Source organism: Curtobacterium sp. MMLR14_006 (genome assembly GCF_001864985.1).
In the GTDB taxonomy this organism is placed as follows: domain Bacteria; phylum Actinomycetota; class Actinomycetes; order Actinomycetales; family Microbacteriaceae; genus Curtobacterium.
In genome coordinates, this window is the sequence record NZ_MJGU01000012.1 from 724,644 (window position 1) to 747,056 (window position 22,413).

19 protein-coding genes are annotated in these 22,413 nt (G+C 70.6%); 1 reads left to right on the forward strand and 18 read right to left on the reverse strand.

The genetic code is table 11. The features are described 5' to 3' along the window. Positions 1 to 3: 3 nt before the first annotated feature. The 18 genes from BIU94_RS06950 to BIU94_RS07035 form a co-directional block, all read right to left on the reverse strand. Positions 4 to 975: a MoxR family ATPase gene (locus tag BIU94_RS06950; RefSeq protein ID WP_071255898.1), complete on the reverse strand. Its 972-nt coding sequence runs from the start codon at positions 973 to 975 to the stop codon at positions 4 to 6. Between the two features lie 48 nt (positions 976 to 1,023). Then, a complete protein-coding gene (locus tag BIU94_RS06955) occupies positions 1,024 to 6,903 on the reverse strand; it encodes an Ig-like domain-containing protein (protein WP_071290533.1) in 5,880 nt (1,959 codons plus the stop codon). Continuing rightward, positions 6,876 to 8,288 carry a serine/threonine-protein kinase gene (locus BIU94_RS06960; protein WP_071255901.1) on the reverse strand — a complete coding sequence of 471 codons (1,413 nt, stop codon included), beginning with the start codon at positions 8,286 to 8,288 and terminating at the stop codon, positions 6,876 to 6,878. The genes BIU94_RS06955 and BIU94_RS06960 overlap by 28 nt, the downstream gene beginning before the upstream one ends. Positions 8,289 to 8,419: 131 nt before the next feature. Next, a complete protein-coding gene (locus tag BIU94_RS06965) occupies positions 8,420 to 9,241 on the reverse strand; it encodes a PP2C family serine/threonine-protein phosphatase (protein ID WP_071255903.1) in 822 nt (273 codons plus the stop codon). A 3-nt stretch (positions 9,242 to 9,244) separates the two neighbouring features. After that, positions 9,245 to 10,414 carry an FHA domain-containing protein gene (locus tag BIU94_RS06970; RefSeq protein WP_139196323.1) on the reverse strand — a complete coding sequence of 390 codons (1,170 nt, stop codon included), beginning with the start codon at positions 10,412 to 10,414 and terminating at the stop codon, positions 9,245 to 9,247. 25 nt (positions 10,415 to 10,439) lie between these two features. Further along, positions 10,440 to 10,997, reverse strand: coding sequence for a hypothetical protein (locus tag BIU94_RS06975; protein WP_071255907.1), 558 nt, complete (start codon positions 10,995 to 10,997; stop codon positions 10,440 to 10,442). 108 nt (positions 10,998 to 11,105) lie between these two features. Beyond that, the gene (locus BIU94_RS06980; RefSeq protein ID WP_368086397.1) at positions 11,106 to 11,876 is read right to left on the reverse strand and encodes a YaaA family protein; all 771 of its coding nucleotides are present in this window, start codon (positions 11,874 to 11,876) and stop codon (positions 11,106 to 11,108) included. Then, entirely contained in the window at positions 11,873 to 12,136 is a 264-nt protein-coding gene (locus BIU94_RS06985) for a F0F1 ATP synthase subunit epsilon (RefSeq protein ID WP_071255911.1), read from the reverse strand. Before BIU94_RS06985 ends, BIU94_RS06980 begins: the two co-directional genes overlap by 4 nt. 1 nt (position 12,137) lies before the next feature. Then, entirely contained in the window at positions 12,138 to 13,592 is a 1,455-nt protein-coding gene (atpD, locus tag BIU94_RS06990; RefSeq protein ID WP_071255913.1) for a F0F1 ATP synthase subunit beta, read from the reverse strand. 47 nt (positions 13,593 to 13,639) lie between these two features. Beyond that, positions 13,640 to 14,542: a F0F1 ATP synthase subunit gamma gene (locus BIU94_RS06995; RefSeq protein WP_071255917.1), complete on the reverse strand. Its 903-nt coding sequence runs from the start codon at positions 14,540 to 14,542 to the stop codon at positions 13,640 to 13,642. Further along, positions 14,543 to 16,171: a F0F1 ATP synthase subunit alpha gene (atpA, locus tag BIU94_RS07000; protein WP_071255919.1), complete on the reverse strand. Its 1,629-nt coding sequence runs from the start codon at positions 16,169 to 16,171 to the stop codon at positions 14,543 to 14,545. A 107-nt stretch (positions 16,172 to 16,278) separates the two neighbouring features. Further along, positions 16,279 to 17,073, reverse strand: coding sequence for a F0F1 ATP synthase subunit delta (locus BIU94_RS07005; RefSeq protein WP_071255922.1), 795 nt, complete (start codon positions 17,071 to 17,073; stop codon positions 16,279 to 16,281). Positions 17,074 to 17,075: 2 nt separating this feature from the next. Then, a complete protein-coding gene (locus tag BIU94_RS07010; RefSeq protein ID WP_071255924.1) occupies positions 17,076 to 17,630 on the reverse strand; it encodes a F0F1 ATP synthase subunit B in 555 nt (184 codons plus the stop codon). A gap of 9 nt (positions 17,631 to 17,639) precedes the next feature. Beyond that, entirely contained in the window at positions 17,640 to 17,882 is a 243-nt protein-coding gene (gene atpE, locus BIU94_RS07015) for an ATP synthase F0 subunit C (RefSeq protein WP_017885749.1), read from the reverse strand. 61 nt (positions 17,883 to 17,943) lie between these two features. Then, a complete protein-coding gene (atpB, locus tag BIU94_RS07020) occupies positions 17,944 to 18,804 on the reverse strand; it encodes a F0F1 ATP synthase subunit A (RefSeq protein ID WP_254782895.1) in 861 nt (286 codons plus the stop codon). A 106-nt stretch (positions 18,805 to 18,910) separates the two neighbouring features. Then, positions 18,911 to 19,432 (reverse strand): hypothetical protein, encoded by a 522-nt coding sequence (locus BIU94_RS07025; RefSeq protein WP_071255925.1) that lies wholly within the window; start codon positions 19,430 to 19,432, stop codon positions 18,911 to 18,913. Continuing rightward, the gene (locus tag BIU94_RS07030) at positions 19,429 to 20,655 is read right to left on the reverse strand and encodes an MraY family glycosyltransferase (protein ID WP_071255927.1); all 1,227 of its coding nucleotides are present in this window, start codon (positions 20,653 to 20,655) and stop codon (positions 19,429 to 19,431) included. The genes BIU94_RS07025 and BIU94_RS07030 overlap by 4 nt, the downstream gene beginning before the upstream one ends. Beyond that, positions 20,652 to 21,326, reverse strand: coding sequence for an L-threonylcarbamoyladenylate synthase (locus BIU94_RS07035; protein ID WP_071255930.1), 675 nt, complete (start codon positions 21,324 to 21,326; stop codon positions 20,652 to 20,654). Before BIU94_RS07035 ends, BIU94_RS07030 begins: the two co-directional genes overlap by 4 nt. A 37-nt stretch (positions 21,327 to 21,363) precedes the next feature. Here BIU94_RS07035 and BIU94_RS07040 point away from each other — a divergent pair, with 37 nt between their 5' ends. Then, positions 21,364 to 22,014: an HAD family phosphatase gene (locus BIU94_RS07040; RefSeq protein WP_175472120.1), complete on the forward strand. Its 651-nt coding sequence runs from the start codon at positions 21,364 to 21,366 to the stop codon at positions 22,012 to 22,014. Positions 22,015 to 22,413: the final 399 nt, after the last annotated feature.

Sequence of the window (22,413 nt, forward strand, 5' to 3'; positions counted from 1 at the left end):
CCGTCACGTCGTGACCCGGTCGGCCGGCGGCGGGGTCTCGACCAGGAGCTGCGCGATCACGCTCGGCGAGCTGACGCCGTCGAACTCGGCCTCGGCGTCGAGCACGAGCCGGTGCGCGAGCACGGGCACGGCGAGGGCCTTGACGTCGTCCGGCGTGACGTAGTGGCGGCCGTTCAGCGCCGCGAAGACGCGGGCGGCCCGGATGAGGCCCATCGCGCCACGCACGCTGACGCCGAGGCGGACCTCGCTCGCCGAGCGGGTGGCGTCGACGAGCCGTGCCACGTAGTCGGCGATCACGGCGTCGACGTGCACCGACCGTGCGAGCGCGGCCATCTCGGTGATCGTCGCCGCGGGGACGACGCTCGCGAGCGGCACCGAGGCCGAGGGCGCCGAGGAGGTCTCGAGGATCTTCACCGTCGCGGCGTGGTCCGGGTAGCCGATCGAGGTCTTCATGAGGAAGCGGTCGAGCTGCGCCTCGGGCAGCCGGTACGTGCCGGCCTGCTCGACGGGGTTCTGCGTGGCGATCACCATGAACGGGGCGGCGAGGCGGTGGTTCACGCCGTCGACGGTGATCGCGGACTCCTCCATCGCCTCGAGCAGCGCGGACTGGGTCTTCGGGCTCGCACGGTTGATCTCGTCGGCGAGCACGATGTTCGCGAACACCGGACCGCGGTGGAAGTCGAACTCCTGGGTGCGCTGGTCGTACACGCTGATGCCGGTGATGTCACCGGGCAGCAGGTCCGGCGTGAACTGGATGCGGTTCGTCGTGCCCTGCACGCTCTGCGCCATCGCCCGGGCGAGGCTGGTCTTGCCGGTGCCGGGGACGTCCTCGAGCAGCAGGTGGCCCTCGCTCAGCATGGCCGTGACCGCGAGCCGGATCACGAACGTCTTCCCGAGGAGCACCTGCTCGACGTTGGTCACGATGCGGCCTGCGACGTCGGCGAACCAGGTGGCCTGCTCCGGGGTCATGCTCATGCGGGGTCGGTCCTTCGTTGGTGGCGTGCGGGCGGTGGGTCGGTCGGGTCAGGGGGTGGTCGGGTCCGAGGGGGCCGGTTCGGGCTCGGGCGGTGGCGCCGGGTCGATCTTGGCGATCGGCGGGTTCGGGTCCTCGTGCCCGTCCACGATCGACGCCACGACGACGTAGTTCGCGGTGAGGGAGTCCTCGACGGTCGGCAGTGCGTTCGGCGGGTAGATGTTCCCGCTGTCGCAGCCGACGCGCGTCAGACAGAAGGAGACGCGGTAGCCGGAGGGCTGGTAGCCGCCGTTGGCCGGTGCCGACGACACCGTCACCTGCGTGCCCGCGGTCATGGAGTCGGGGATCGTCGCGCGGGTCTGCACGGGTCGGAGCCCGTCGACCGACGTTCCGTCACCGCAGAAGTTCGAGGAGCTGTCCGCGCACGCCACCACCTTGACGCTCACGGCGGACCCGTACGCGACGCCGTCCACCCAGCCGCCGGTGTCGCTGGTCGTCGTCAGAGCACCGCCGTTCACCGAATAGGCGTAGTGGTCGACCCGGCCGCCAGGGCTGGCCTGGGCGGAGGGGTTGCGGATACGGATCGCCCAGGTGCCCTCGTCCTGCCGGAACCGCTCGACGGCGATGTCAGCGCTGGCGTTGCCCGGCGCCGCGAAGCTCTGGACCTCGGCGGGCTTGCTCGGCGTGCAGAAGAGACCGTTGTCCGCGAGGGCGACGTACTGGTACGCGCCGTTCGACCGCAAGGAATCGGTCGCGCTGCCGCTGTCCCAACCCCTGTCGGAACCCGAGGTCGAGCAGCCCGATGCCGGGCTGACACCCGGGGCGTACCGCACGATCTTCAACGAACGACCGCTGCCTGCCCAGTTGCTCTCGCTCGCGTTGAGCACGACCGTCGTCTCTCCGGACGAGACCGACCGCTTCGCGTCGAGATCGGGAACGGCAGGGGATCCGACCGCCGTGCCGGACCCCGAGCCGGAGTTCCACTGCACCACGGTGCCGTTGCGGTCGGCGTCGTTGTGCGCGGAGACGGAGACCGAGTACTTCGCACCGCTCTCGGCACCGGTGAACGAAGTGCTCGTCGCGGTGCCGGTACGCCGCATGGTGGAGAGGCCGGGGCCCTTGATCGTCACGACGTAGTCGTCGACCGCGCTCCCACCCCGGGGTGCCGGTACTGCGTTCCAGGCGACGTCGAGCTGGTTCGGCGTGCTCTTGCTCGGTGAGACCCGGATGTTCTTCGGCGGGGCCGGCACGTAGTCCGCGCTCATCGAGACGGACCGCGCGGACGGCTTCGAGTCGCCGATGGCGTTCGTCGCGACGACCTGGAACCGGTACGACGCCTTCGGGTCGATCCCGGTCAGCTGGCAGACCGTCGACGTCCCGCAGTTCTTCGAGAGCCCGTTCGTCCCGACGACGCGGTAGCCCGTGATCGGCGCGTTGTTGCCCTGCGGCGCGGCCCAGGTCAGCGAGAGCTGGCCGCCGTCGTACGACCCCGTGCGGGTCGGCGTGCCGGGTGCGTCCGGCACGTCCTGCACCGAGATCGTCACGTCGCCCCAGACGTACCGGTTCGGGTCGTTCGTCGCGTCGGCGACCTGGTACTGCAGGTGCGCGTCGACGGGCTTGGCCGTGTCCGACACCCGGACCTGCAGCCGGGACCGGTCTCCGCTCGGCGTGACGGTCACGCCGCTCGGCAGCCCGCCGGACAGGCCGCGGATGTTCACCACGCGCAGTCGCTGCCCGGGGAACGGGTTGGTCGGCTGGTCGTTCGTGAGCACGTCGATGGTCGTCGTCGCGCCGCGCTTCGTGACGGACCGGTCCGCGCCCGGCTGCACGAGCGGTCGGGTCGACGCGACGATGCCCACGGTCACGGTTCCCGCGCGGCCGGCGTTGGCGTCGTCGTTCACGCCGATCCCGATGGCGGCCGTGGTGTTCTTCTTCGCCGTGTCGGCGACGGCGATCGTCAGCTGCTGCTTCGCGATGCTCGCGGTGACGCCGTCCGCCGGCCGCCCGACGACCGAGTACCGCAGCTCGGGCAGGTCGCGCGGGTACGGGTAGTCGGTGAGCTTCGTCAGGTCGATCGTGCGGCGCTCCCCCGGCTGCATCTCGACGGCCGAACCGGTGAAGGCCGGCGGCTGGTTCGACCGGGGCGTCACCGTGATGGGCAGCACCAGGGTCGCGACGCGTCCCTTGCCGCCGTTCGCCGACGAGCCGTCCGTGACCTCGAACGAGATGGAGGCGTTGCCGTAGTACAGCTTCGACGACGTGAACTGCAGGGTCGACGAGTCGACGACCAGGCGCTGCCCGTTCGCGTGCGTCGCCTTCACGGTGCCGCGGTCGGTGATCGTCGCGGTCTTGCCGTTCGCGGTCACGACGAAGTCGTCGAGCGGGATCCGCACGGTCGCCTCACTCTTCACCGTGATCGTCCCCGCACTGCGGTTGATCTGCGGCAGTGCGTCGTCGAAGCCCGGCACGTTGATGAAGCCGTAGGACACGATGTCCGGGTGGTCGACGCGTGCCACCGAGAACGGGATCACCTGCGAGTCGTCGGTGAGCCGGACGGTGATCCGCTCGTCGTCGGTGGTGCGGGCCGTGTCGCCGTAGCCGTCGACCAGACCGACCTTCAGGTCGGCCGAGGTGCCCTCGGCGAAGAAGACGTTCTCGAGCACGTCGACCGTCACGCTCTGGCGGTGCAGGATGTCCTGCAGGTCGAGGGTGGTGTCGTCCACCTCGGGTCGCAGCGGTTGGGCGTCCTCGTCGACCGTGACCGTCAGGAACGCGGTGCTCGAACCGCCGCTGCTGTTGGTCACCGTGTAGAGCACGGCGTAGTCGCCGGACTTCGCCGTCTTCGGCGGGGTCACCCGGATCTGCTGCTTCCGCAGGATCTTCGCCGCGACGTCGTCGGCGGTCGGCTCGGCGGCGGTGACGGTGAGCTGTCCGCCCTCGGGGTCGGAGTCGTTCTGCATCACCCGGACGGTCACCGAGCCGCCGGGCCGGATGGTGACGTGGTCGGCCTGGGCGACGGGGTTGGATGCCTGCTCGGCGCGCGGCGCGATCCCGACGCGCACGGTGCCGCTCGCACGGGCACCGAGTGCGTCGACGACCGTGTAGGTGAACTCGTCGGTACCGGCCGAGTAGTCGCCCGCCTGGTAGGTCAGCGAGTCCTTCGAGACGTCACTCACCGAGCCCTTGTCCGGGTTGGAGCCGACGCCGACGAGCTGCACCGAGTCGCCGTCCGGGTCGATGCCGTTCAGCGGGATCGACACCCGCACCGAGGACCCGGCGACGACGCGCGCGGTCACCGTCGGCGGGACCGGCGGGTTGTTCGTGGCGGCGTCGCGCTCGCGGACCGAGATCGACACGGACGCGTCGGCGTGCTGGCCGTCCGGACCCGCGACGCGGTACACGGCCGTGTAGTTGCCGGGGGTCTCCGGCGCGAGGTAGCGCAGGTGGTCGCCGGAGACGAAGAGCAGACCGCCGTCGCCCGGCACGTTCTGCACCAGGTCCGGCTCGAGCGTCAGGGGCTCGCCCTCGGGCTGCGTGTCGTTGTCGAGGACGGCGATGTTCGCGACGTCGCCCACCCGCACCGTGCTGCTGTCGGGCTGCGCCACCGGCGGCTGGATGCGGTCCGGTCGAAGGATCTCGACGACGGTGATCGTGCCGGTGGACGACGCCAGGCCGTTCGTCTCGGTGTACTCGAAGGACACCGGCCCGTCGAGCGGCGCCGTCAGCGTGATGCGGACGGTGTGCTGGTCGAGGATGCTCGCCTGCACGCCGCTCGACCGCTGCGGCGCGTCGATGGCGGTCACCATGAGCACACCGCCGGCCGGGTCGATGTCGGTCGCGGTGACGTCGGTGTCCTTCGTCGACAGCGTGTTCACGAACACCGTCTTCGGCGTGGTGATCGGCGCGGTCGAGGCGTCGGGCGGCGCGAGGATCGTCACCCGCACGATGCCGCTCGAGGTCTTCACGCCGTCGGTCACCGTGTACTCGAGCTGGTGGTCCCCCGCTCCGGCGCCGAGCACGCGGAAGGTGCCGGCGTCGTAGCTCGGGGTGACGGTCAGGCCGGACGCCGAGGACACGCTGGTCAGGGTCACGGTGCCGTTGCCGCCGCGCACGTGGTCAAGCGGGTCGACGCTGAAGGCCTTGCCCGCGTACCCGCTCACCGGGAAGGGGTCGGCGCGGAGCGGCACGCTGCCCTGCTTCGCGACCCGCATGGTCGCCGAGCCGCGGCCGTCCGCACGCCCGTCGCTGACGACGACCTGCACCGACCGCTCGCCGGTCCTGCCGCTGTCGTTGCGGTAGTCGAGCAGGCCGTCCGGCGTGGTCGACGCGTTGTCGGGGTCGGCCGCCGTCGCCGACTTGAGGTAGACGGGGTCGCCGTCGGGGTCGACCCAGTCGCCGAGCACGTTCGTCACGACGTGCCCGTTCTGCACGACGTCCGCCGAGGTGTCGCGGACCTGGCGCGGAGCGTCGTTCTGCGCCTCGGGTCGGACGCTGACGCGGACGGTCGCGGTGTCGGAGCCGCCGTTGCCGTCGGTGATCGTGTACTGGAACGATACGGTGCCCGAGGCGCGGGACGACAGCGTCACCTGCAGGCGCTGGCCGTCGCCGACGATCGCGACGCGGCCGGCGGAGTCCGAGATCCGTCCGACCTCGCTCACCACGATCGGGTCGCCGTTCGGGTCGTAGTCGTTGAGCAGGACCGGGAGGCTCGTGGTGCGTCCCGGACGAGCGCCCAGCTCGTCGTCCACCGCCACCGGCGGCTTCTGGTCCTTGTCGACCTCGGGGTCCTCGTCGGAGACCTGCTCGCGCTGCTTCTGGTCGTCCTGCTTGACGAGGTCGGCCCAGTTGTCGATGAGCTGCCCGCTGCGGTCGATCGCCCACGACCGGCCGCTCGACGGGTCGTTGGCCACGACCGTCCGGCCGTTGTGGAGGATCTGCATCTCGCTCGTCCCACCGGTGCTCGCCAGGCGCTGGAGCGCACGGCCGTCGCAGGTGTCCATCGCCTGACCGCCGGCCCAGGCGGCGTAGGTGCAGCTGCCGTCGACGTAGGGCCGCGCAGCGCGGCCGGACACGGCCAGGGGCGTGCCGTCGACCCGGCCGGACGGGGTGACCCGGGCCAGGCCGGCGGTCCCGGCGACCGTGACGTCAGCGCCGTCGTCGGACGACCGCTGCAGCGCCGGGGACGAGCCCACACGGTCGCCGAGGTCGACCGCGTCGCCGTCCACCGTCAGGGTGCCGCTGGTGCGGTCGAGCACGGCGAGGTGGGACCCGAAGGCAGCGACCTGGAAGTCGTCGCCGCGACCGGCGTCGACCTTCCAGCGGCGGTCGACGGTCAGGGTCGCGCCGATGTCGACGAGCGAGGCGGTGCCGGTCTTCGCCGAGTAGACGGCGACGTGGTCGTCCGAGGCGTCGAACACGGTGTCGGCACCGAGCGTCAGGTCGGCCTTCGTGGAGGCGTCGAACTCCTCGAGCTGGTCGGCCGGGGTCGCCCAGAGCTCGCCGGTCTCCGCGTTGCCGATCACGGCGGTGTCCCCGGCCAGGAAGACCTGTGGCGAACCGGCGGGCAGGGTGACGGCGTCGCCGACCGTGGCGGCCGCGACGTCGACCTTCGCGACGGTGCCCTTGGTCTCGTCGACGCTGTAGACGGTGGAACCGCGTTGCAGGACCGAGAGGTCGTCGCTGGCGGTCTCGACGGCCGTGTTGAGCTGCAGCACCTCGGTGTTGGCCCGGCCGACCGCGCCGTACTCGGCCGAGGGGACCCAGACCGTCCCGTCGCCGAGGTCCACGCGCTGCGTGTGGTAGCCGGTCGACACGATCGCGGTGCCGGCGACCACCGCGGCGACGACCACGGACACGCCCGTGGTGACGGCGGCGGATCGGTGCTTCGCGAGCAGGGCGCGGATCACCCGGCGCTCCCGATCGTCGCGCACTTCTGGGCACTCGCTGCACCGGTCTTGCCGTCGCGGTTCACGGCGACCGCGATGCACTGCTCCTCGCCGCGCTCCCCCGAGACGACGAACGTCGTGCCGGACTGCTGGCTCGAGGACCCGTTCGACGAGATGACGTACGTGTCACCGGTGCGCAGGCCCGGATCGGCCCACGAGAACGAGACCGCACTGGCCGAGGTCGATGCACGGACGTCGGCCACGACCGGGATCGCACCGGTGCCGAGACGACCGACCACGACGACCGTCGCGACGGCGAGGGCCGCGACGACCACGACGGTGAGCGACGTCGCCCAGAGCAGCGTCGAGCGCGTCCGGCGACGGGTGCGGGTGACGGAACCGGTCCGGTGCACGGTGCCGACGCTCTGCGCGCCGCCGGCGACCACACCGCCCTGGACCGGACGTCGGGTGCGACGGCGACCACCGACCCGTGCGGGCGCCTGCAGCTGACGCACCACCGTGCGTTCGCCGGCGGGCGTCGGCGACGCGACCGCCCACGCCTCGACCGCGACGTCCGCTGGGGTCTGCGGGATGCCGAGTTCGGCCTCGACCTGCTGCAGGCCGCGGACGAACTCGATCACCGTCGCCGGTCGTGCCTGCGCCTTGCGGGACAGCGCCGTCGCGAGCAGTCGCTCGAGCGACGGCGGCACGTCGGTGCGCCCCGTCGGCTTGACGCCGCCCTTGTCGATCCGGTGCATCAGGTCGTTCGCGCCGTTCTTGCCGCCGCGGATCTCGAAGGGACTGCGGCCGGCGAGCAACGAGTAGACGGTGGCGGCGAGCGAGTAGACCTCGGACTGGATCGTGCCGCGGGACTCGTCGATGAGCACCTCGGGCGCGGACCACGGGATGGACATGCCGACCGGTTCGTCGGGGTCGGTCCCGCCGATGGTCGCGGCGATGCCGAAGTCGGACAGCACCGGGTTGCCGTACGCCGTGAGCAGGATGTTCGAGGGCTTGATGTCCCGGTGCAGCACACCCTCGCGGTGCGCCGTCTCGAGCGCCGACCCGATGCGGATGCCGATCGACAGGACCTCGGACACCGGGATCGGCTCACGGCGGTACCGCTCGCTGAGCGACGACGAGCAGAGCTCCATCACGAGGTACGGGCGTCCGTCCGCGGCCACGCTCGCCTGGAAGACGGTGAGGATCGACGGGTGCGTGCTGAGCCGGGCCATGAGGTTCGCCTCGGCCTGGAACATCTGGCGCACGCGGTCGTCCACGACCTCGTCGAGGAGCACCTTCACCGCGACCTGTCGGCGCGGCATGTCCTGCTCGTACAGGAAGACGTCGGCGAAGCCACCGGAGCCGAGCACGTGCACGGGGCTGAAGCCGCCGATGACGGGCGGGTTGGACGGCAGGCGTCGCGCCATCGTCCTCTCCTCCCCGGGCCGGGTGGCCGCGTGTCTCGTCGTGGCCCTGCTCATTGTACGAACCGTTCGTGAACGGGTCGCCGCGCGCCGGTGGGCCGTGGGCGGGCGCGGTCCCCCAGTTCGGGGGACGATCAGTGCCGGGGCAGCGTGTCCTCGAGGTCACCGTCGTCGGGGGCACCGTCGACCTGCAGCACCACCACCGTGACGTTGTCGCGCCCCCCGGCGACGACGGCGTCGCCGACCAGGCGCTCCGCGAGCTGCTGCGCGTCGGATTCGCGGGCTGCGATCCGCGCGATCCCGGCGTCGCCGAGCTCCTTGGTGAGGCCGTCCGAGCACACGATGTACCGGTCGCCGGCCCGGAGCGGGAGGGTCCACCAGTCGGGTGCCGGCGGCTCGCCGAAGCCCACCGCGCGGGTGATGACGTTGCTGTCGGGGTGTCGTTCGGCGTCCTCGGCGCGGAGCAGACCCGCGTCCACCATCTCCTGCACGACGGAGTGGTCGACCGTGACGCGACGGAGCACGCCGCCCTCGATGCGGTAGGTCCGGGAGTCGCCGACGTTGAACACCAGCGCGGCGGGCTGCCCGAGCGAGGCCACGAGGGCGATGCCGGTGACGGTCGTCCCCGCGCCGATGGCGTTGCCGCCCGCAGCCCGCTCGATGTCGGCGGTGGCCAGGAGCAACGCCCGCTGGATGCCCTGCCGCGTCGTGAACGGGTCGGTCGTCACCTGCTCGAGGCGTCGCACCACGGCGTCGCTCGCCCGGTCGCCGGCCAGGTGTCCGCCCATGCCGTCCGCGACGACGAAGAAGGGGGCACCGACGATGTAGCTGTCCTCGTTGTGGTCACGCCGTCGCCCGACGTCGGTCGAGGCTCCCCACGACAGGGTGAGGGTGGCGCCGTCGGCACCGGGGACGTCGATGGCGTGCGCAGTGGCTGCTCGGCCGAGTTCGGTCACGTGTCAGGATCGCTCTCTGGTGGGTCGGGGCGTGCCGTGTGCTTGCTGATCGGAGGGCCACGGGGGAACCGGAGCGGACCCGTCCGCCGTCGGTGCGACCCGGAGGTACGGCGAGAGGACCTCGATGGCGTTGCCGTCACCGATCTCGACTACCGTACCCGTCAGCGCGACGATCGACGCACCCGACGGCATGCGGTACGCGGGTGCGCCGGCCGGACGGACGACGGTGCCGTTCGTCGACCGGAGGTCCTGCACGACGACGGCTTCGCCCTCGGCGTGCAGCCGGACGTGGGACGACGAGACCTGCCCGTGCGCCGAGCGCACGGTCACCAGCTCCGGTTCCGGTCCGCGGGTGATCCGCGGCAGCGACGGCCGTCGTCCGATGACCACGGGGTGGTCGAGGCGGAAGAGCTGGTCGCCGATCCGGATCGACGGCACCTTCGCCGTGCGTTCCGTCGGAGCGGACGGGAGGCCCGGTGCGGCTCCGCCGGCGGCGCCCGGTCGCGTGGGTGGTCGGCCCGGGGCGCGGACGACCGTGGCCTCGGCATCGGTGTCCGCTGCGTCGGACGCGGCCGGGCCCGACGCACCGCCGCTTCCGGTGCCCGGGACGGGCGGCACGGGCCGGACGACCGTGTCGCCGAGGGGGTCGCCGTGGACGTCCGACGGCGCGTCGGGCACCTGCGGCAGGGGCCGGACGACCGTCTCGCCCAGCGGGTCGTCGCCGCCGCGCGACGCACCCGGCATCGGCGGTACCGGCCGGATGACCGTGTCGCCGAGGGGGTCGCCGTCGACGCCGTCCGACGAACCGGTCGCCGGTCGGACCCGCGGCACCGGCCGGAGAATCGTGTCGCCGACCACGTCGTCGCCTGTTGCCGACGCTCCCGGCGTCGGAGGGACCGGCGGCACCGCCCGGAGGACCGTGTCGCCGACCACGTCGTCGCCCGCTGCCGACGCTCCGGGCGTCGGAGGGACCGCCGGCACCGGCCGGAGGACGGTGTCACCGAGCGGATCGTCGGCGTCGGTACGGCCGCGGATGACGGTGTCGTCGAGGGCCTCGGCGACGCGGTCACCGCTGAGCGCCGCGCGGGGTCGCCGGATGACGGTGTCCTCGATGTCCTCGAAGCCGTCGTCGTCGTCGCGCAACCGGAGCCCTTCCCACGTGGTTGCGTCCACCGTAGACGATCCTGTCGACCCCGCATCACCGCGGCGACCACGTCGGACGGCTGTCGGCGAGCACCGAGCGCAGCACGAGTCCGGCCAGCGCGTCGTCGTCACGCAGGTCCAGGGCGTACCGCGCCCGGGTCTCGGCGCGGGCCGCCGAGCCCAGCGCCCAGGCGCACCAGGCGGCGAGGGCCAGCGCACCGGCCGCTCCCGCCGTGCCGTCGGCCGGTCCGTCCTGCACGTGCCAGGTCCGCCAGGCCTCGACGCACCGGTCCCCCGCCGTCCGCAGACGGGAGCGCGAGGGTCGCGGACCGATCCCGGAGAGCGCGGGCGGTGTGTCGTCGTGGAACGGGTCGAACGCACGGAGCGTCCGAGGGTCGTGCGCACCGGGGGCGGCGAGGAAGTCCACCAGGGCCATCCGGGTCGCGAGGGCGCCGCACGCGGTGACGACGGCCGTCGCCGCGCTCCCGCGCAGCGGGCCGTCGCCGGGCGCGACGAGCGCTGCAGCCGCGGCGGGGAGGGTGACGGCCGCCGCGATCTCGCGAGGGAACCGCACTGCGGAGTCGTGGTCGGAACGAGTGGTGAGCGGGATCATGCACGCCATCGAAACGTGATCCGCGCCTCCCGACCGGCCCACCCGGACCGACTGTGGACGGCTGCCGCGCTGACGGACCCTGTGGAGGACCGACCATTGCGCCCGCCGTCAGGCGGTGACGGGCTCCAGGCTCTCGGCGACCAGGTCCCAGCCGTCGGCACCGCGCTCGAGGACGACGCCGTTGCCCGCAGCCCAGTCGACCAGGTCGTCCATCGACGCGACCGCAGCGGAGGTGCGTCCGAGCAGCGCGACGAGACGGCCCTTCGCGGTCTTGTTCCAGTGGTTCAGCGCCCGACGCCGCCCGGTCCCGTCGACGCTCACGACGCGGGGCGCGACGGCGCCGGGGACCGGACCGAGCTTGCGGTACCCCTCCGACCGGAGGTCGAGCACCAGGCCGTCCCCGACCTGCGCGAGGGCACGGCTCGAGGCGGCGGGCCAGTGCGTGGCCAACCGGAGCGTGCCCAGGCGCGAGTCGTGCGACAACCGGTACGCGGGGATCCGGTCGCCCGCACCGATCGGACCGAACATCGCGGACTGCACGACCACGTGCTCCGCCCACCAGTTCCGGGTGGCCTCGGGGGCGTCGACGGCCCCGAGGGGGTCGTAGAGCACCCCGGTGTAGCGCTCGATCGCCGGCATCGTGCCGGAGGTCTCGAGCTCGAGGTTGCGCAGGCGCTCCCCGATCGACTTCGGGCCGAGCTTCAACGCCGTCCGGGCAGAGGACTCCTCGGAACTGACGGAGCGGGCCGCGGTGATCACCGCGGCCCGCTCGTCGACCAGTTCCGGGAAGGACAGCGCACGCAGGTCGAGCGTGCGGGTCCGGTCCCCGCCCTCCCGCTTCGTCTCCGAAGGCGGGAGGAGGACGGTCAGTCCGGTCAGGACGCCAGCGCGGCCTGCCGCGCGACGATCGTCACCGTGTCGTGCTCGACCGACAGGAAGCCGTCCTCGGCGTCGACCGTGACGGTCGAACCGTCGGCCCGCGTGATGCGGACCTGACCCTGCGCCAGGATCGCGAGCATCGGCTCGTGCCCGGCGAGGATGCCGATCTGACCCTCTGTCGTCCGTGCGACGACCATGGTGGTGTCGCCCGACCAGACCTCGCGGTCGGCCGAGACGACGCTCACGCTGAGACCCGCCATGTCAGCGGTTCTCCTTCTGGATCTGCGACCACTTCTCTTCCACGTCGTTGATGCCACCGACGTTGAAGAACGCCTGCGTCGCAACGTGGTCGAACTCGCCGTCCGCGATGGCGCGGAAGGACTCGATGGTGTCCTTGAGCGGCACCGTGGAGCCCTCGACACCCGTGAACTTCTTCGCCATGTAGGTGTTCTGCGAGAGGAACTGCTGGATCCGACGAGCGCGCTCGACCGTGATCTTGTCCTCTTCGGAGAGCTCGTCCACACCGAGGATGGCGATGATCTCCTGCAGCTCCTTGTTCTTCTGGAGGATCTGCTTGACGCGCGTGGCCGTCTCGTAGTGGTCGGCGCCCAGGTACCGCGGGTCCATGATGCGGGACGTCGAGGTCAGCGGGTCGATCGCGGGGTAGAGACCCTGCGACGCGATCTCACGCGAGAGCTCGGTCGTCGCGTCGAGGTGCGCGAAGGTGGTCGCCGGAGCCGGGTCGGTGTAGTCGTCGGCCGGCACGTAGATCGCCTGCAGCGAGGTGATCGAGTGACCGCGCGTCGAGGTGATGCGCTCCTGGAGCACACCCATCTCGTCGGCGAGGTTCGGCTGGTAGCCCACCGCGGACGGCATGCGGCCGAGCAGCGTCGAGACCTCGGAACCGGCCTGCGTGAAGCGGAAGATGTTGTCGATGAAGAGGAGCACGTCCTGCTTCTGGACATCGCGGAAGTACTCCGCCATCGTCAGCGCCGACAGGGCCACGCGCAGACGCGTTCCCGGCGGCTCGTCCATCTGGCCGAACACGAGGGCGGTCTTGTCGAAGACACCCGCCTCTTCCATCTCGCCGATGAGGTCGTTGCCCTCACGGGTGCGCTCACCGACACCGGCGAACACCGACACACCGCCGTGGTCCTGCGCGACGCGCTGGATCATCTCCTGGATGAGGACGGTCTTGCCGACGCCCGCACCACCGAAGAGGCCGATCTTGCCACCCTGCACGTACGGGGTGAGGAGGTCGATGGACTTGATGCCGGTCTCGAACATCGAGGTCTTGGACTCGAGCTGGTCGAAGGCCGGGGCCTTGCGGTGGATCGGCCAGCGCTCGGTGATCTCGAGCTTCTCGTCCGTGTTGAGCACGTTGCCGAGGACGTCGAAGACCTTGCCCTTGGTGACGTCGCCGACGGGGACCGAGATCGGAGCGCCCGAGTCACGGACCTCCTGGCCACGGACCAGGCCGTCGGTCGGCTTCAGGGAGATGGCGCGGACGAGGTCGTCGCCGAGGTGCTGCGCGACCTCGAGGCCGATCTCCTGCGACGAGTCACCGATGGTGATGGTCGTGAACAGGAGGTTGTACATCTCCGGGATTGCGTCGTGGGGGAACTCGATGTCGACGACGGGGCCCGTGACACGGGCGATCCGGCCGACACCGGGCGCCGACGACGTCTCGACCGCGGTGGTTGCGGTGTCGGTCATGGCTGGTGCCTTCCTGAGGGTGGGTATCTGTCCGCGAACGACGCGGACTACTTCTTCTTCGACGAGAGGGCGTCGGCGCCGCCGACGATCTCGGAGATCTGCTGGGTGATCTCCGCCTGACGCGCGTTGTTCGCGAGTCGGGTGAAGTCACGGATCAGCGAGTCGGCGTTGTCGCTGGCCGCCTTCATCGCCTTCTGACGGGCGGCGTGCTCGGAAGCAGCCGACTGCAGCATGGCGTTGAAGATGCGGCTCTCGATGTAGACCGGGAGCAGCGAGTCGAGCACCGCGTCGGCGTCCGGCTCGAACTCGTAGAGCGGCAGCGGCTCGTTGCCCGCGGGCTCCTCGACGCCGTCGACGACCTCGAGCGGGAGCAGGCGCACGACCTGCGGCTCCTGGGTCGCCAGGCTCAGGAAGCGGTTGAAGACGATGTGGATCTCGTCCACGCCACCCTCGGCCGTGTCCTGCAGGAACTTCGCCACGACGGCGTCGCCGATCTCCTTGGCCGTCGAGAACTCCGGCTGGTCGGTGTTGCCGACCCACTGCTGCTCCGACGCGCGCTCACGGAACGCGAAGTACCCGACGGCCTTGCGGCCGACCAGGTAGTAGACGACGTCCTTGCCCTCGCTGCGGAGCAGGGAGGCGAGCTCCTCGCCCTGCTTGAGGACGTTCGTGCTGAACGCACCGTTCAGACCGCGGTCCGAGGTGAAGAGCACCACGGCCGCGCGGGTCGAGGACTCCGGCTCGGTGGTCAGCACGTGGTCGACGTTCGAGAACGTCGCCACGGCCGACACCGCACGCGTCACGGCTCGCGAGTACGGGCCGGACGCAGCCATGCGGGCCTGCGCCTTCTGGATCCGCGACGCCGAGATCAGTTCCATCGCGCGGGTGACCTTCTTCGTGGTCTTCGCGGACTTGATTCGCTGTCGGTAGACCCGGACCTGCGCTGCCATCTAGCGACGACCCTTGACGATCTGCTCCTGGTCGACGTCCTCGGCGTCAGCCGCGTCGAACTGCTCGGAGCCGAGGGTCTTGCCGTCGCTCGTCTGGAAGCTCTTCGAGAACTCGTCGATCTGCTTCTCCATCTCGGCGACGGTCTCGTCGCTGAGCTGGTTCGTCTCGCGCAGGGTCGTGAGGACCTCGGAGTTGCGACGCAGGTGGTCGAGCAGCTCGGACTCGAAGCGGAGCACGTCCGGCACCGGGACGGTGTCGAGCTTGCCGTTCGTGCCGGCCCAGATCGAGACGACCTGCTCCTCGACCGGGTACGGCGAGTACTGCGGCTGCTTGAGGAGCTCGGTCAGGCGGGCACCGCGGTCCAGCTGGCGACGCGACGCCTGGTCGAGGTCGGACGCGAACATCGCGAACGCCTCGAGCGAGCGGTACTGCGCGAGCTCGAGCTTCAGCGTGCCGGAGACCTTCTTGATCGACTTCACCTGGGCGTCACCACCGACGCGCGACACCGAGATGCCCACGTCGACGGCCGGACGCTGGTTCGCGTTGAAGAGGTCCGACTGCAGGAAGATCTGGCCGTCCGTGATCGAGATGACGTTGGTCGGGATGTACGCCGAGACGTCGTTCGCCTTGGTCTCGATGATCGGGAGACCCGTCATCGAACCGGCGCCGAGCTCGTCGGACAGCTTCGCGCAACGCTCCAGCAGACGGGAGTGCAGGTAGAAGACGTCACCCGGGTAGGCCTCGCGGCCCGGCGGACGACGCAGGAGGAGCGACACCGCACGGTAGGCCTCGGCCTGCTTGGACAGGTCATCGAAGATGATGAGGACGTGCTTGCCCTGGTACATCCAGTGCTGGCCGATGGCCGAGCCGGTGTAGGGGGCGAGGTACTTGAAGCCGGCCGGGTCCGACGCGGGAGCGGCGACGATCGTCGTGTACTCCATCGCACCGGCGTCCTCGAGCGCGCCCTTGACGGAGGCGATCGTGGAACCCTTCTGACCGATGGCGACGTAGATGCAGCGGACCTGCTTGTTCTCGTCGCCGGACTCCCAGTTGGCCTTCTGGTTGATGATCGTGTCGATCGCGATGGCCGTCTTGCCGGTCTGGCGGTCGCCGATGATCAGCTGACGCTGACCGCGGCCGACGGGGATCATCGCGTCGATGGCCTTGATGCCGGTCTGCAGCGGCTCGTGGACCGACTTGCGGGACATGACGCCCGGGGCCTGGAGCTCGAGGGCACGACGGCCCTCGGCTGCGATCTCGCCGAGACCGTCGATCGGGGCGCCGAGCGGGTCGACGACACGGCCGAGGAAGCCGTCGCCGACGGGGGCGGAGAGGACCTCGCCGGTGCGGGTGACCTCCATGCCCTCCTCGATGCCGGCGAACTCGCCGAGCACGATGGCGCCGATCTCGTCTTCGTCGAGGTTCTGCGCGAGGCCGAGCGTGCCGTCCTGGAAGCGGATGAGCTCGTTGGCCATGACGCCGGGGAGGCCCTCGACGTGCGCGATGCCGTCACCGGCGTCGGTGACGTGCCCGACCTCGGCCGTGGAGGCCTTCGTCGGCTCGTAGTTCGAGACGAAGTCCTTCAGGGCATCACGGATCTCATCGGGGCTGATGGTGATGTCTGCCATGGGATTTTCCTTGTGGTTTTCCGGGGCCCTTCGGCTCCGAGAGGGTGACGCTGCCGGACTCGGCAGTTCCCGTTGTGGACTTGGGAGGAGCGGCTTCGACCGTACGCCTAGCCGGCGAGCTGGAGCCGGAGCTCCGAGAGCCGCGTGGACACGGTGCCGTCGATGACGTCCCCGCCGATCTGCACCCGGACCCCGCCGACGACCGAGGGGTCGACGACCTGGTTGATGCTGATGTCCTTGCCGTAGCGCTCGGCCAGACCGCGTGCGACGCGGGCCGACTGGGCGGTCGTCAGTTCCGTGGCGGTGACCACGGTGGCGACGAGCTTGCCGTTCTGCTCGGCCACGATGCGCGAGGCATCGCGGACCAGTTCGCCGATGCGGCGGCCACGGGGCTGCTGCACGAGCGCGGAGACGATCGTCACGGTCTGCGGCGACGCCTTGGACCCGAGGAGACGCTCGACGAGCGCACCCTTCTGGTCCGGGCTGCCGAGCTTCGTGCCGAGCGCGAGCACGAGGCCGGCGTCCGAGCGGACGGCGGTCTCGAAGGCGAACAGCTCCGACTCGATGGGCGACTCGGCACCCGCGGTGGCGGCGACGGCGCGGATGCCCGCGTCCTCGATGCCCGCGAGGAGGTCCTGCTGCGAGGACCAGCGCGAGCCGGCCACCGCGGTCAGCACCGCGCGCGTCGCGTCCGACTGTCCGGCGAAGACGCGGTCGATGAGGACCTTCTTGCCGGCCGGGTCGGCCGTCGGGTCGGACAGCAGCCCGAGCAGCTGCGGCGCACCGGCGATCGCTCGCCCGGAGGCGAGGATCTCGGCACCCGCGGCCAGGTCGGCGCTCGGACCGAGGTCCGTCAGCACCGCCCTGGTGGACGCGAGTGCTTCTCTGGTAGCGCTGCGCATGCTCAGTGCTCCCCCGTCTTCGTGGCCTGCGAGGCCTCGAGGTCGGCGAGGAAGCGGTCGACGACGGCGGTCGACTTGGCGTCGTCCTTGAGGGTCTCACCGATCACACCGGACGCGAGGTCCAGCGCGAGGGTGCCGACCTCGGCACGCAGTGCCTGGACGGCGCTCTGCCGCTCGGCCTCGATCTGCGCCTGGGCGTTCGCCGTGATGCGTGCTGCATCGGCGGCCGCCTGCTCGCGGACCTCGTTGCCGATCGCCGTGGCGTCGGCGCGGGCCTGCTCGCGGATGCGGGATGCCTCGGCACGGGCGTCGGCGAGCTGCTTGTTGTACTCGTCGAGCGCCGCAGCGGCCTGCTGCTGCGCAGCTTCCGCCTTCTTGATGCCACCTTCGATGGCCTCGGTGCGCTCATCGAGCATCTTCGTGATGCGCGGCGTGACCACGTAGCGCATCACCAGGAAGATGATGACGAAGGCAAGCAACGACCACACGATGTCGTACACCGGCGGGATCAGCGGGTTGTGCGTCTCCTCCGCCGCGATGATGAGTGCGTTGTGCATCGAGGAGCCTTAGTTGGTGCCGGTGAAGATGAAGTACGTGGCGATACCGATGAAGGCCAGGGCCTCGGTGAAGGCGATACCGATGTACATGAGGGTCGTCAGGCGGCCCTGGAGCTCGGGCTGGCGAGCGACGGACTCGATCGTCTTGCCGACGACGATGCCGACGCCGATGGCCGGGCCGATCGCTGCGAGGCCGTAGCCAACCGTCGCGATGTTGCCGTTGATCTCCGCGAGAACGGTCGTTGCGTCCACGTGTTTTCCTTTCGAGGTGCGGGCCCGACGGTCGTCGGCCCCGTAGGGGGTCAGTGAGGAATCAGTGCTCGTCGGCCAGCGCCAGCTGGATGTAGACGGCGGTGAGGAGCATGAAGACGTAGGCCTGGAGCAGCGCGACGAGGACCTCGAAGAAGCTGAACGCGATGCCGAACGCGATGGTGCCGACGCCGAAGGCCTTGAAGCCCAGGGAAGCGTCGAAGAAGAAGAACTGCGTGGCCGAGAAGAACAGGACGAGCAGCAGGTGCCCGACGACCATGTTCATGAGGAGTCGCAGCGTCAGCGTCACCGGACGGAGCACGAAGGTCGAGACCAGCTCGATCGGCGTCACGATGATGTAGAGGAACCACGGCACCCCGGGCGGGAAGAGCGAGTTCCGGAGGAACGTGCCCGGGTGCTTGCGGAGGCCGGCGTAGATGAAGGCGAGGTACGCGACGATCGCGAGGACCATCGGCATCGCGATGCGGCTCGTGCCGGCCAGGTTCATGCCCGGGATCAGACCGGTCAGGTTCATGAACAGCACGCCGAAGAAGATCGTCGCGAGGAGCGGCAGGAAGCGCTTGCCGTCCTTCTCTCCGAGGTTGTCGAAGGTGTTGCGGCGGACGACGTCGAACGCGTACTCGATGAACGCCTGACCGCGACCCGGCACGAGCTTCAGTGCACGGGTGCCGACGAACGCGAACACCAGGAGCACGGCAACGGCGAAGAAGCGGATGAGGACGAGCCGATCGATCTCGAACGGCGTCCCGGCGAAGAAGATCGCATCCGGGAAGAACTCGTTGATCGACGGACCATGGAACTCGGCGGCCTTGCTGCTCCCCGCCGCGACGGTGTCAACCGCAGCGGAGAGGGACAGGGGAAGAGCGTGGGATAGCAGCGCTGTCTCCTGTGTCGGCGCGCGCACATCATGGCACGCGATGGTGGACGTTGTGGAGGCTCGTCCGCTCCGAGCGCAGGCTCCGGTGGCGGACTCCGAGAAGCCTATCAGGTGCGAGAGGCTTCCCGGCTTCTCAGTCGCTCGGACCGGACTTCCCAGGCTCCGTGGAGCCGCCCGACACCTGTTGCGTGCCGCCCGACGGGTACCCGCTGTCGCCCGGCAGCGCGACCCCGACGGGGATGCGGGCCTTGGCCACGGCGACCACGTCGATGACGAGCGAGCCGACGACGCCCGCGATGATCACGAAGGCGAGCACCGGGAAGTCCACCCAGTCCTGGTTGCGCAACAGCACGAGCACCACGATGAACACCACGAACTTGAGCAGCCAGGTACCCATCACGATGCCGAAGAAGGCACCTGAGATCATCTGCCCCTTCGAGACCCGCAGCGCCACGAGGACGCTGACCGCGGTGAGTCCGAGGAACACCACGCTCAGCACGGCGCCGAGCAGGCCGCCGAGCAGGCCGGGCGTGTCGGCCACGAGCAGACCGACGACTCCCCCGACCACCGCCAGGGCGACGGCGAGGACGGCGCCCCACAGGATGATGCGGCGGAACACCGGCCGGACGTGGTCGAGCGCGTTCGGTGCGGTCACGTGATGTCTCCAGGGATCGTGCGGTCGTTGGCTGCCCGGTCGAGCGGGTCGAGGGCGGGGTCCACCACGGCGGCGGAACGGTTGGCGGTCTGGGCGGCGATCTCGGTGCGCTTCCGGCCGAGCGGCGCGAAGGTGGCGACGGCGCACACCGTGAAGCCGACGGCGACGAAGGTGACGACCCAGTACCAGTCGAGGAACAGGAACAGCAGGCAGCCGAAGGCCACGGTGGCCGTCCACGCGTAGAAGATCAGCACCGCGTGGAAGTGCGAGTGCCCCATGTCGAGCAGGCGGTGGTGCAGGTGCTTCCGGTCCGCCGAGAACGGCGACTTGCCCGCGCTGAGCCGCCGGGTCACCGCGAGCCCGAAGTCCAGGATCGGCACGATGAGGATCGCGAACGGCAACAGGATCGGGATGAAGGCCGGCAGCAGCGCCTGGCGTGTCTGCACCGCTGCGGGGTCGATGTTCCCGGTCACGGACACCGCGCTCGTGGCCATGAGGAACCCGACGAGCAGGGCGCCGGCGTCGCCCATGAAGAGCTTCGCGGGGTGCCAGTTGAGGATGAGGAAGCCGAAGCACGAGCCGACGAGCACCGCGGTGAGCAGCGACGGCAGGTTGAAGAAGAACTCGGTCTCGACGACCACGCGGTTGATGAAGAACGTGTACAGGAAGAACACGCCACCGGCGATGATCGCGACGCCCGCCACCAGACCGTCGAGCCCGTCGATGAAGTTCACGGCGTTCATCACGAGCACCACCGCGAGCACGGTGAAGATCAGGCTCATGTACGACGATCCGACGCCGAGCGTGTTCCCGATGGGCAGCGACACGATGGCCACGCCCTGCCACGCGAGGATGCCGGCGGCGATGATCTGCCCCGCGAGCTTCGTCATCCAGTCGAGGTCCCAGATGTCGTCGGCGACACCGAGCACGACGATGATCGTCGCTCCGCCGAGCACCGCCAGCACCCGGCCGGGTTCCGAGAACACCAGCCGGAAGTAGTCGGTCCCCGCGATGGAGGGGAACAGGAACCAGGCGGCCAGCAGCGAGGCGATGACGCCGAGGTACATGGCGATCCCGCCGAGCCGCGGCGTGGGGGTCCGGTGCACGTCCCGCTCGCGGACCTTCGGGTACCACCCGTACCGGAGCCCGAGCTTCCAGACGAGCCAGCTGACGCAGAAGCTCACGACCGCGGCGATCGCCCCCGCCAGCAGGTAGTACTTCATGTGACGAGGTCGGCTCCGACGACCCGGATGATCTCCTCGTCGGGGATCACACCGTGACGGACGATGCGCAACGTGCCGCCGTCGGAGAGCCCGGTGGCGTCGACGATCGTCGAGCCTGTGGACGCCTCGAAGCCGTCGTGCAGCTCGATCGGGCCGCCGTCCAGGTAGACGGCCACGCTGTCACCGAGCATGCGTTCGGCGTCGTCCGCGTCCATCGCCGCGGGGTCGCCCGTCGAGTTCGCGGAGGACACCGCCAACGGTCCGACCTCCTGCAGCAGTTCGAGCGCGATCCGGGAGTCCGGCATCCGCAGGGCGACCGTGCCCCGGGTCTCGCCGAGGTCCCAGTCGAGCGAGGGCTGCGCCCGGAGGATCACCGTCAGACCACCCGGCCAGAACTCGGCGACGAGGTCGCGCACCGCCTGCGGCACGTCGACGGCCAGTGCGTCGAGCGTCGGCGGCCCCGGGATCAGCACCGGCGGCGGCGACTGCCGCGTCCGGCCCTTCGCGTCGAGCAGCCGCTGGACCGCCGTCGCGCTGAAGGCGTCCGCGGCCACGCCGTAGACGGTGTCGGTGGGGACGACGACGAGCTCTCCGCGTCCGAGCGCGGCTCGTGCGAGCCGCATCCCGGTCAGGAGCCCGTCGGAGTCGGTGCAGTCGTATCGGGATGCCATGACTCGACGATGATAGTGCGACACAATGGAGGACATCGTGAACGAGACCTCCGCGCCCCCGCTCCTGTTCCTCTTCGACATGGACGACGTGCTCGTCCGGTACGACTGGCGGGTCCGGATGGCCGCCCTCTCCGACTTCACCGGGCACGAGTTCCAGGAACTCCGTCGCCGCTGGTGGGACTCCGGGAACGAGCAGCGGGCCGAGGCCGGAGGCTTCCTCGACGCCGACGCCTACCTCGCCGCGTTCGCCGAGGCCATGGAGTGCGACGTCCCCGAAGCCGAGTGGGCCCGGATCCGCGGGGCCGCGATGACCGAGCTGCCCGAGCGCATCGAGGCGGTCCGCATCGCGAGCGAGCACGGGCGCGTCGGCCTCCTCACCAACAACGGCCCCCTCGCCAGCCGCTGGATCCACGAGTGGGCCCCGTCGCTGCCGCAGCTCTTCGGCGAGCACCTCGACACCTCGAGCAACTTCGGCGCCCGCAAGCCCGAGCCCGAGGTCTTCCTCCGCGCGCTCGAACACCACGGAGTCCCCGCCGAGCGCACCTTCTTCGCCGACGACATGCCGGAGAACGTCGCAGGGGCCCGCAGCGTCGGCATCCACGCGGTCCTGGTCGAACACGACACCGACCTGCGCGACCACGTGCGCGCCTTCGTCGCCGCCCAGCGCGAGGCCTCCCCCGTCGCCTGACCGCGCGCGTTCCGCCCCGCTCACCCACGGCACGGGAAGCAGAACCGCGCGTCGGCAGCAGGAACGACGGGGCTCCCCACGAGCGGCACAGCTCGGCTGGCCCGGCCAGGAGGCCCGCCCCACGCCCGCCCCGCACGTTCTGTCCCATCGCGCCCGGCATGGGAAGCAGAACCGCGCGTAGTCAGCAGGAAAGAACGGCTCACTACGCGCGAAAGACCACACCACGCGCGACACAGCCCGGCTGGCCCCGGCCAGGAGGCCCGCCCCACGCCCGCCCCGCGCGTTCCGTCCCATCGCGCCCGGCATGGGAAGCAGAACCGCGCGTAGACAGCAGGAAAGGACGGCTCCCTACGCGCGAAAGACCCCACCACGCGCGGAACAGCCCGGCTGGCCCCGGCC

What these genes read in the sequence shown, in the direction of transcription:
- BIU94_RS06950 (WP_071255898.1), bottom strand. Translation starts at nt 975, where the DNA reads ATGAGCATGACCCCGGAGCAGGCCACCTGGTTCGCCGACGTCGCAGGC.
- BIU94_RS06960 (WP_071255901.1), bottom strand. Translation starts at nt 8,288, where the DNA reads ATGGCGCGACGCCTGCCGTCCAACCCGCCCGTCATCGGCGGCTTCAGC.
- BIU94_RS06975 (WP_071255907.1), bottom strand. Translation starts at nt 10,997, where the DNA reads ATGATCCCGCTCACCACTCGTTCCGACCACGACTCCGCAGTGCGGTTC.
- BIU94_RS06985 (WP_071255911.1), bottom strand. Translation starts at nt 12,136, where the DNA reads ATGGCGGGTCTCAGCGTGAGCGTCGTCTCGGCCGACCGCGAGGTCTGG.
- atpD (WP_071255913.1), bottom strand. Translation starts at nt 13,592, where the DNA reads ATGACCGACACCGCAACCACCGCGGTCGAGACGTCGTCGGCGCCCGGT.
- BIU94_RS06995 (WP_071255917.1), bottom strand. Translation starts at nt 14,542, where the DNA reads ATGGCAGCGCAGGTCCGGGTCTACCGACAGCGAATCAAGTCCGCGAAG.
- atpA (WP_071255919.1), bottom strand. Translation starts at nt 16,171, where the DNA reads ATGGCAGACATCACCATCAGCCCCGATGAGATCCGTGATGCCCTGAAG.
- BIU94_RS07005 (WP_071255922.1), bottom strand. Translation starts at nt 17,073, where the DNA reads ATGCGCAGCGCTACCAGAGAAGCACTCGCGTCCACCAGGGCGGTGCTG.
- BIU94_RS07010 (WP_071255924.1), bottom strand. Translation starts at nt 17,630, where the DNA reads ATGCACAACGCACTCATCATCGCGGCGGAGGAGACGCACAACCCGCTG.
- BIU94_RS07030 (WP_071255927.1), bottom strand. Translation starts at nt 20,655, where the DNA reads ATGAAGTACTACCTGCTGGCGGGGGCGATCGCCGCGGTCGTGAGCTTC.
- BIU94_RS07035 (WP_071255930.1), bottom strand. Translation starts at nt 21,326, where the DNA reads ATGGCATCCCGATACGACTGCACCGACTCCGACGGGCTCCTGACCGGG.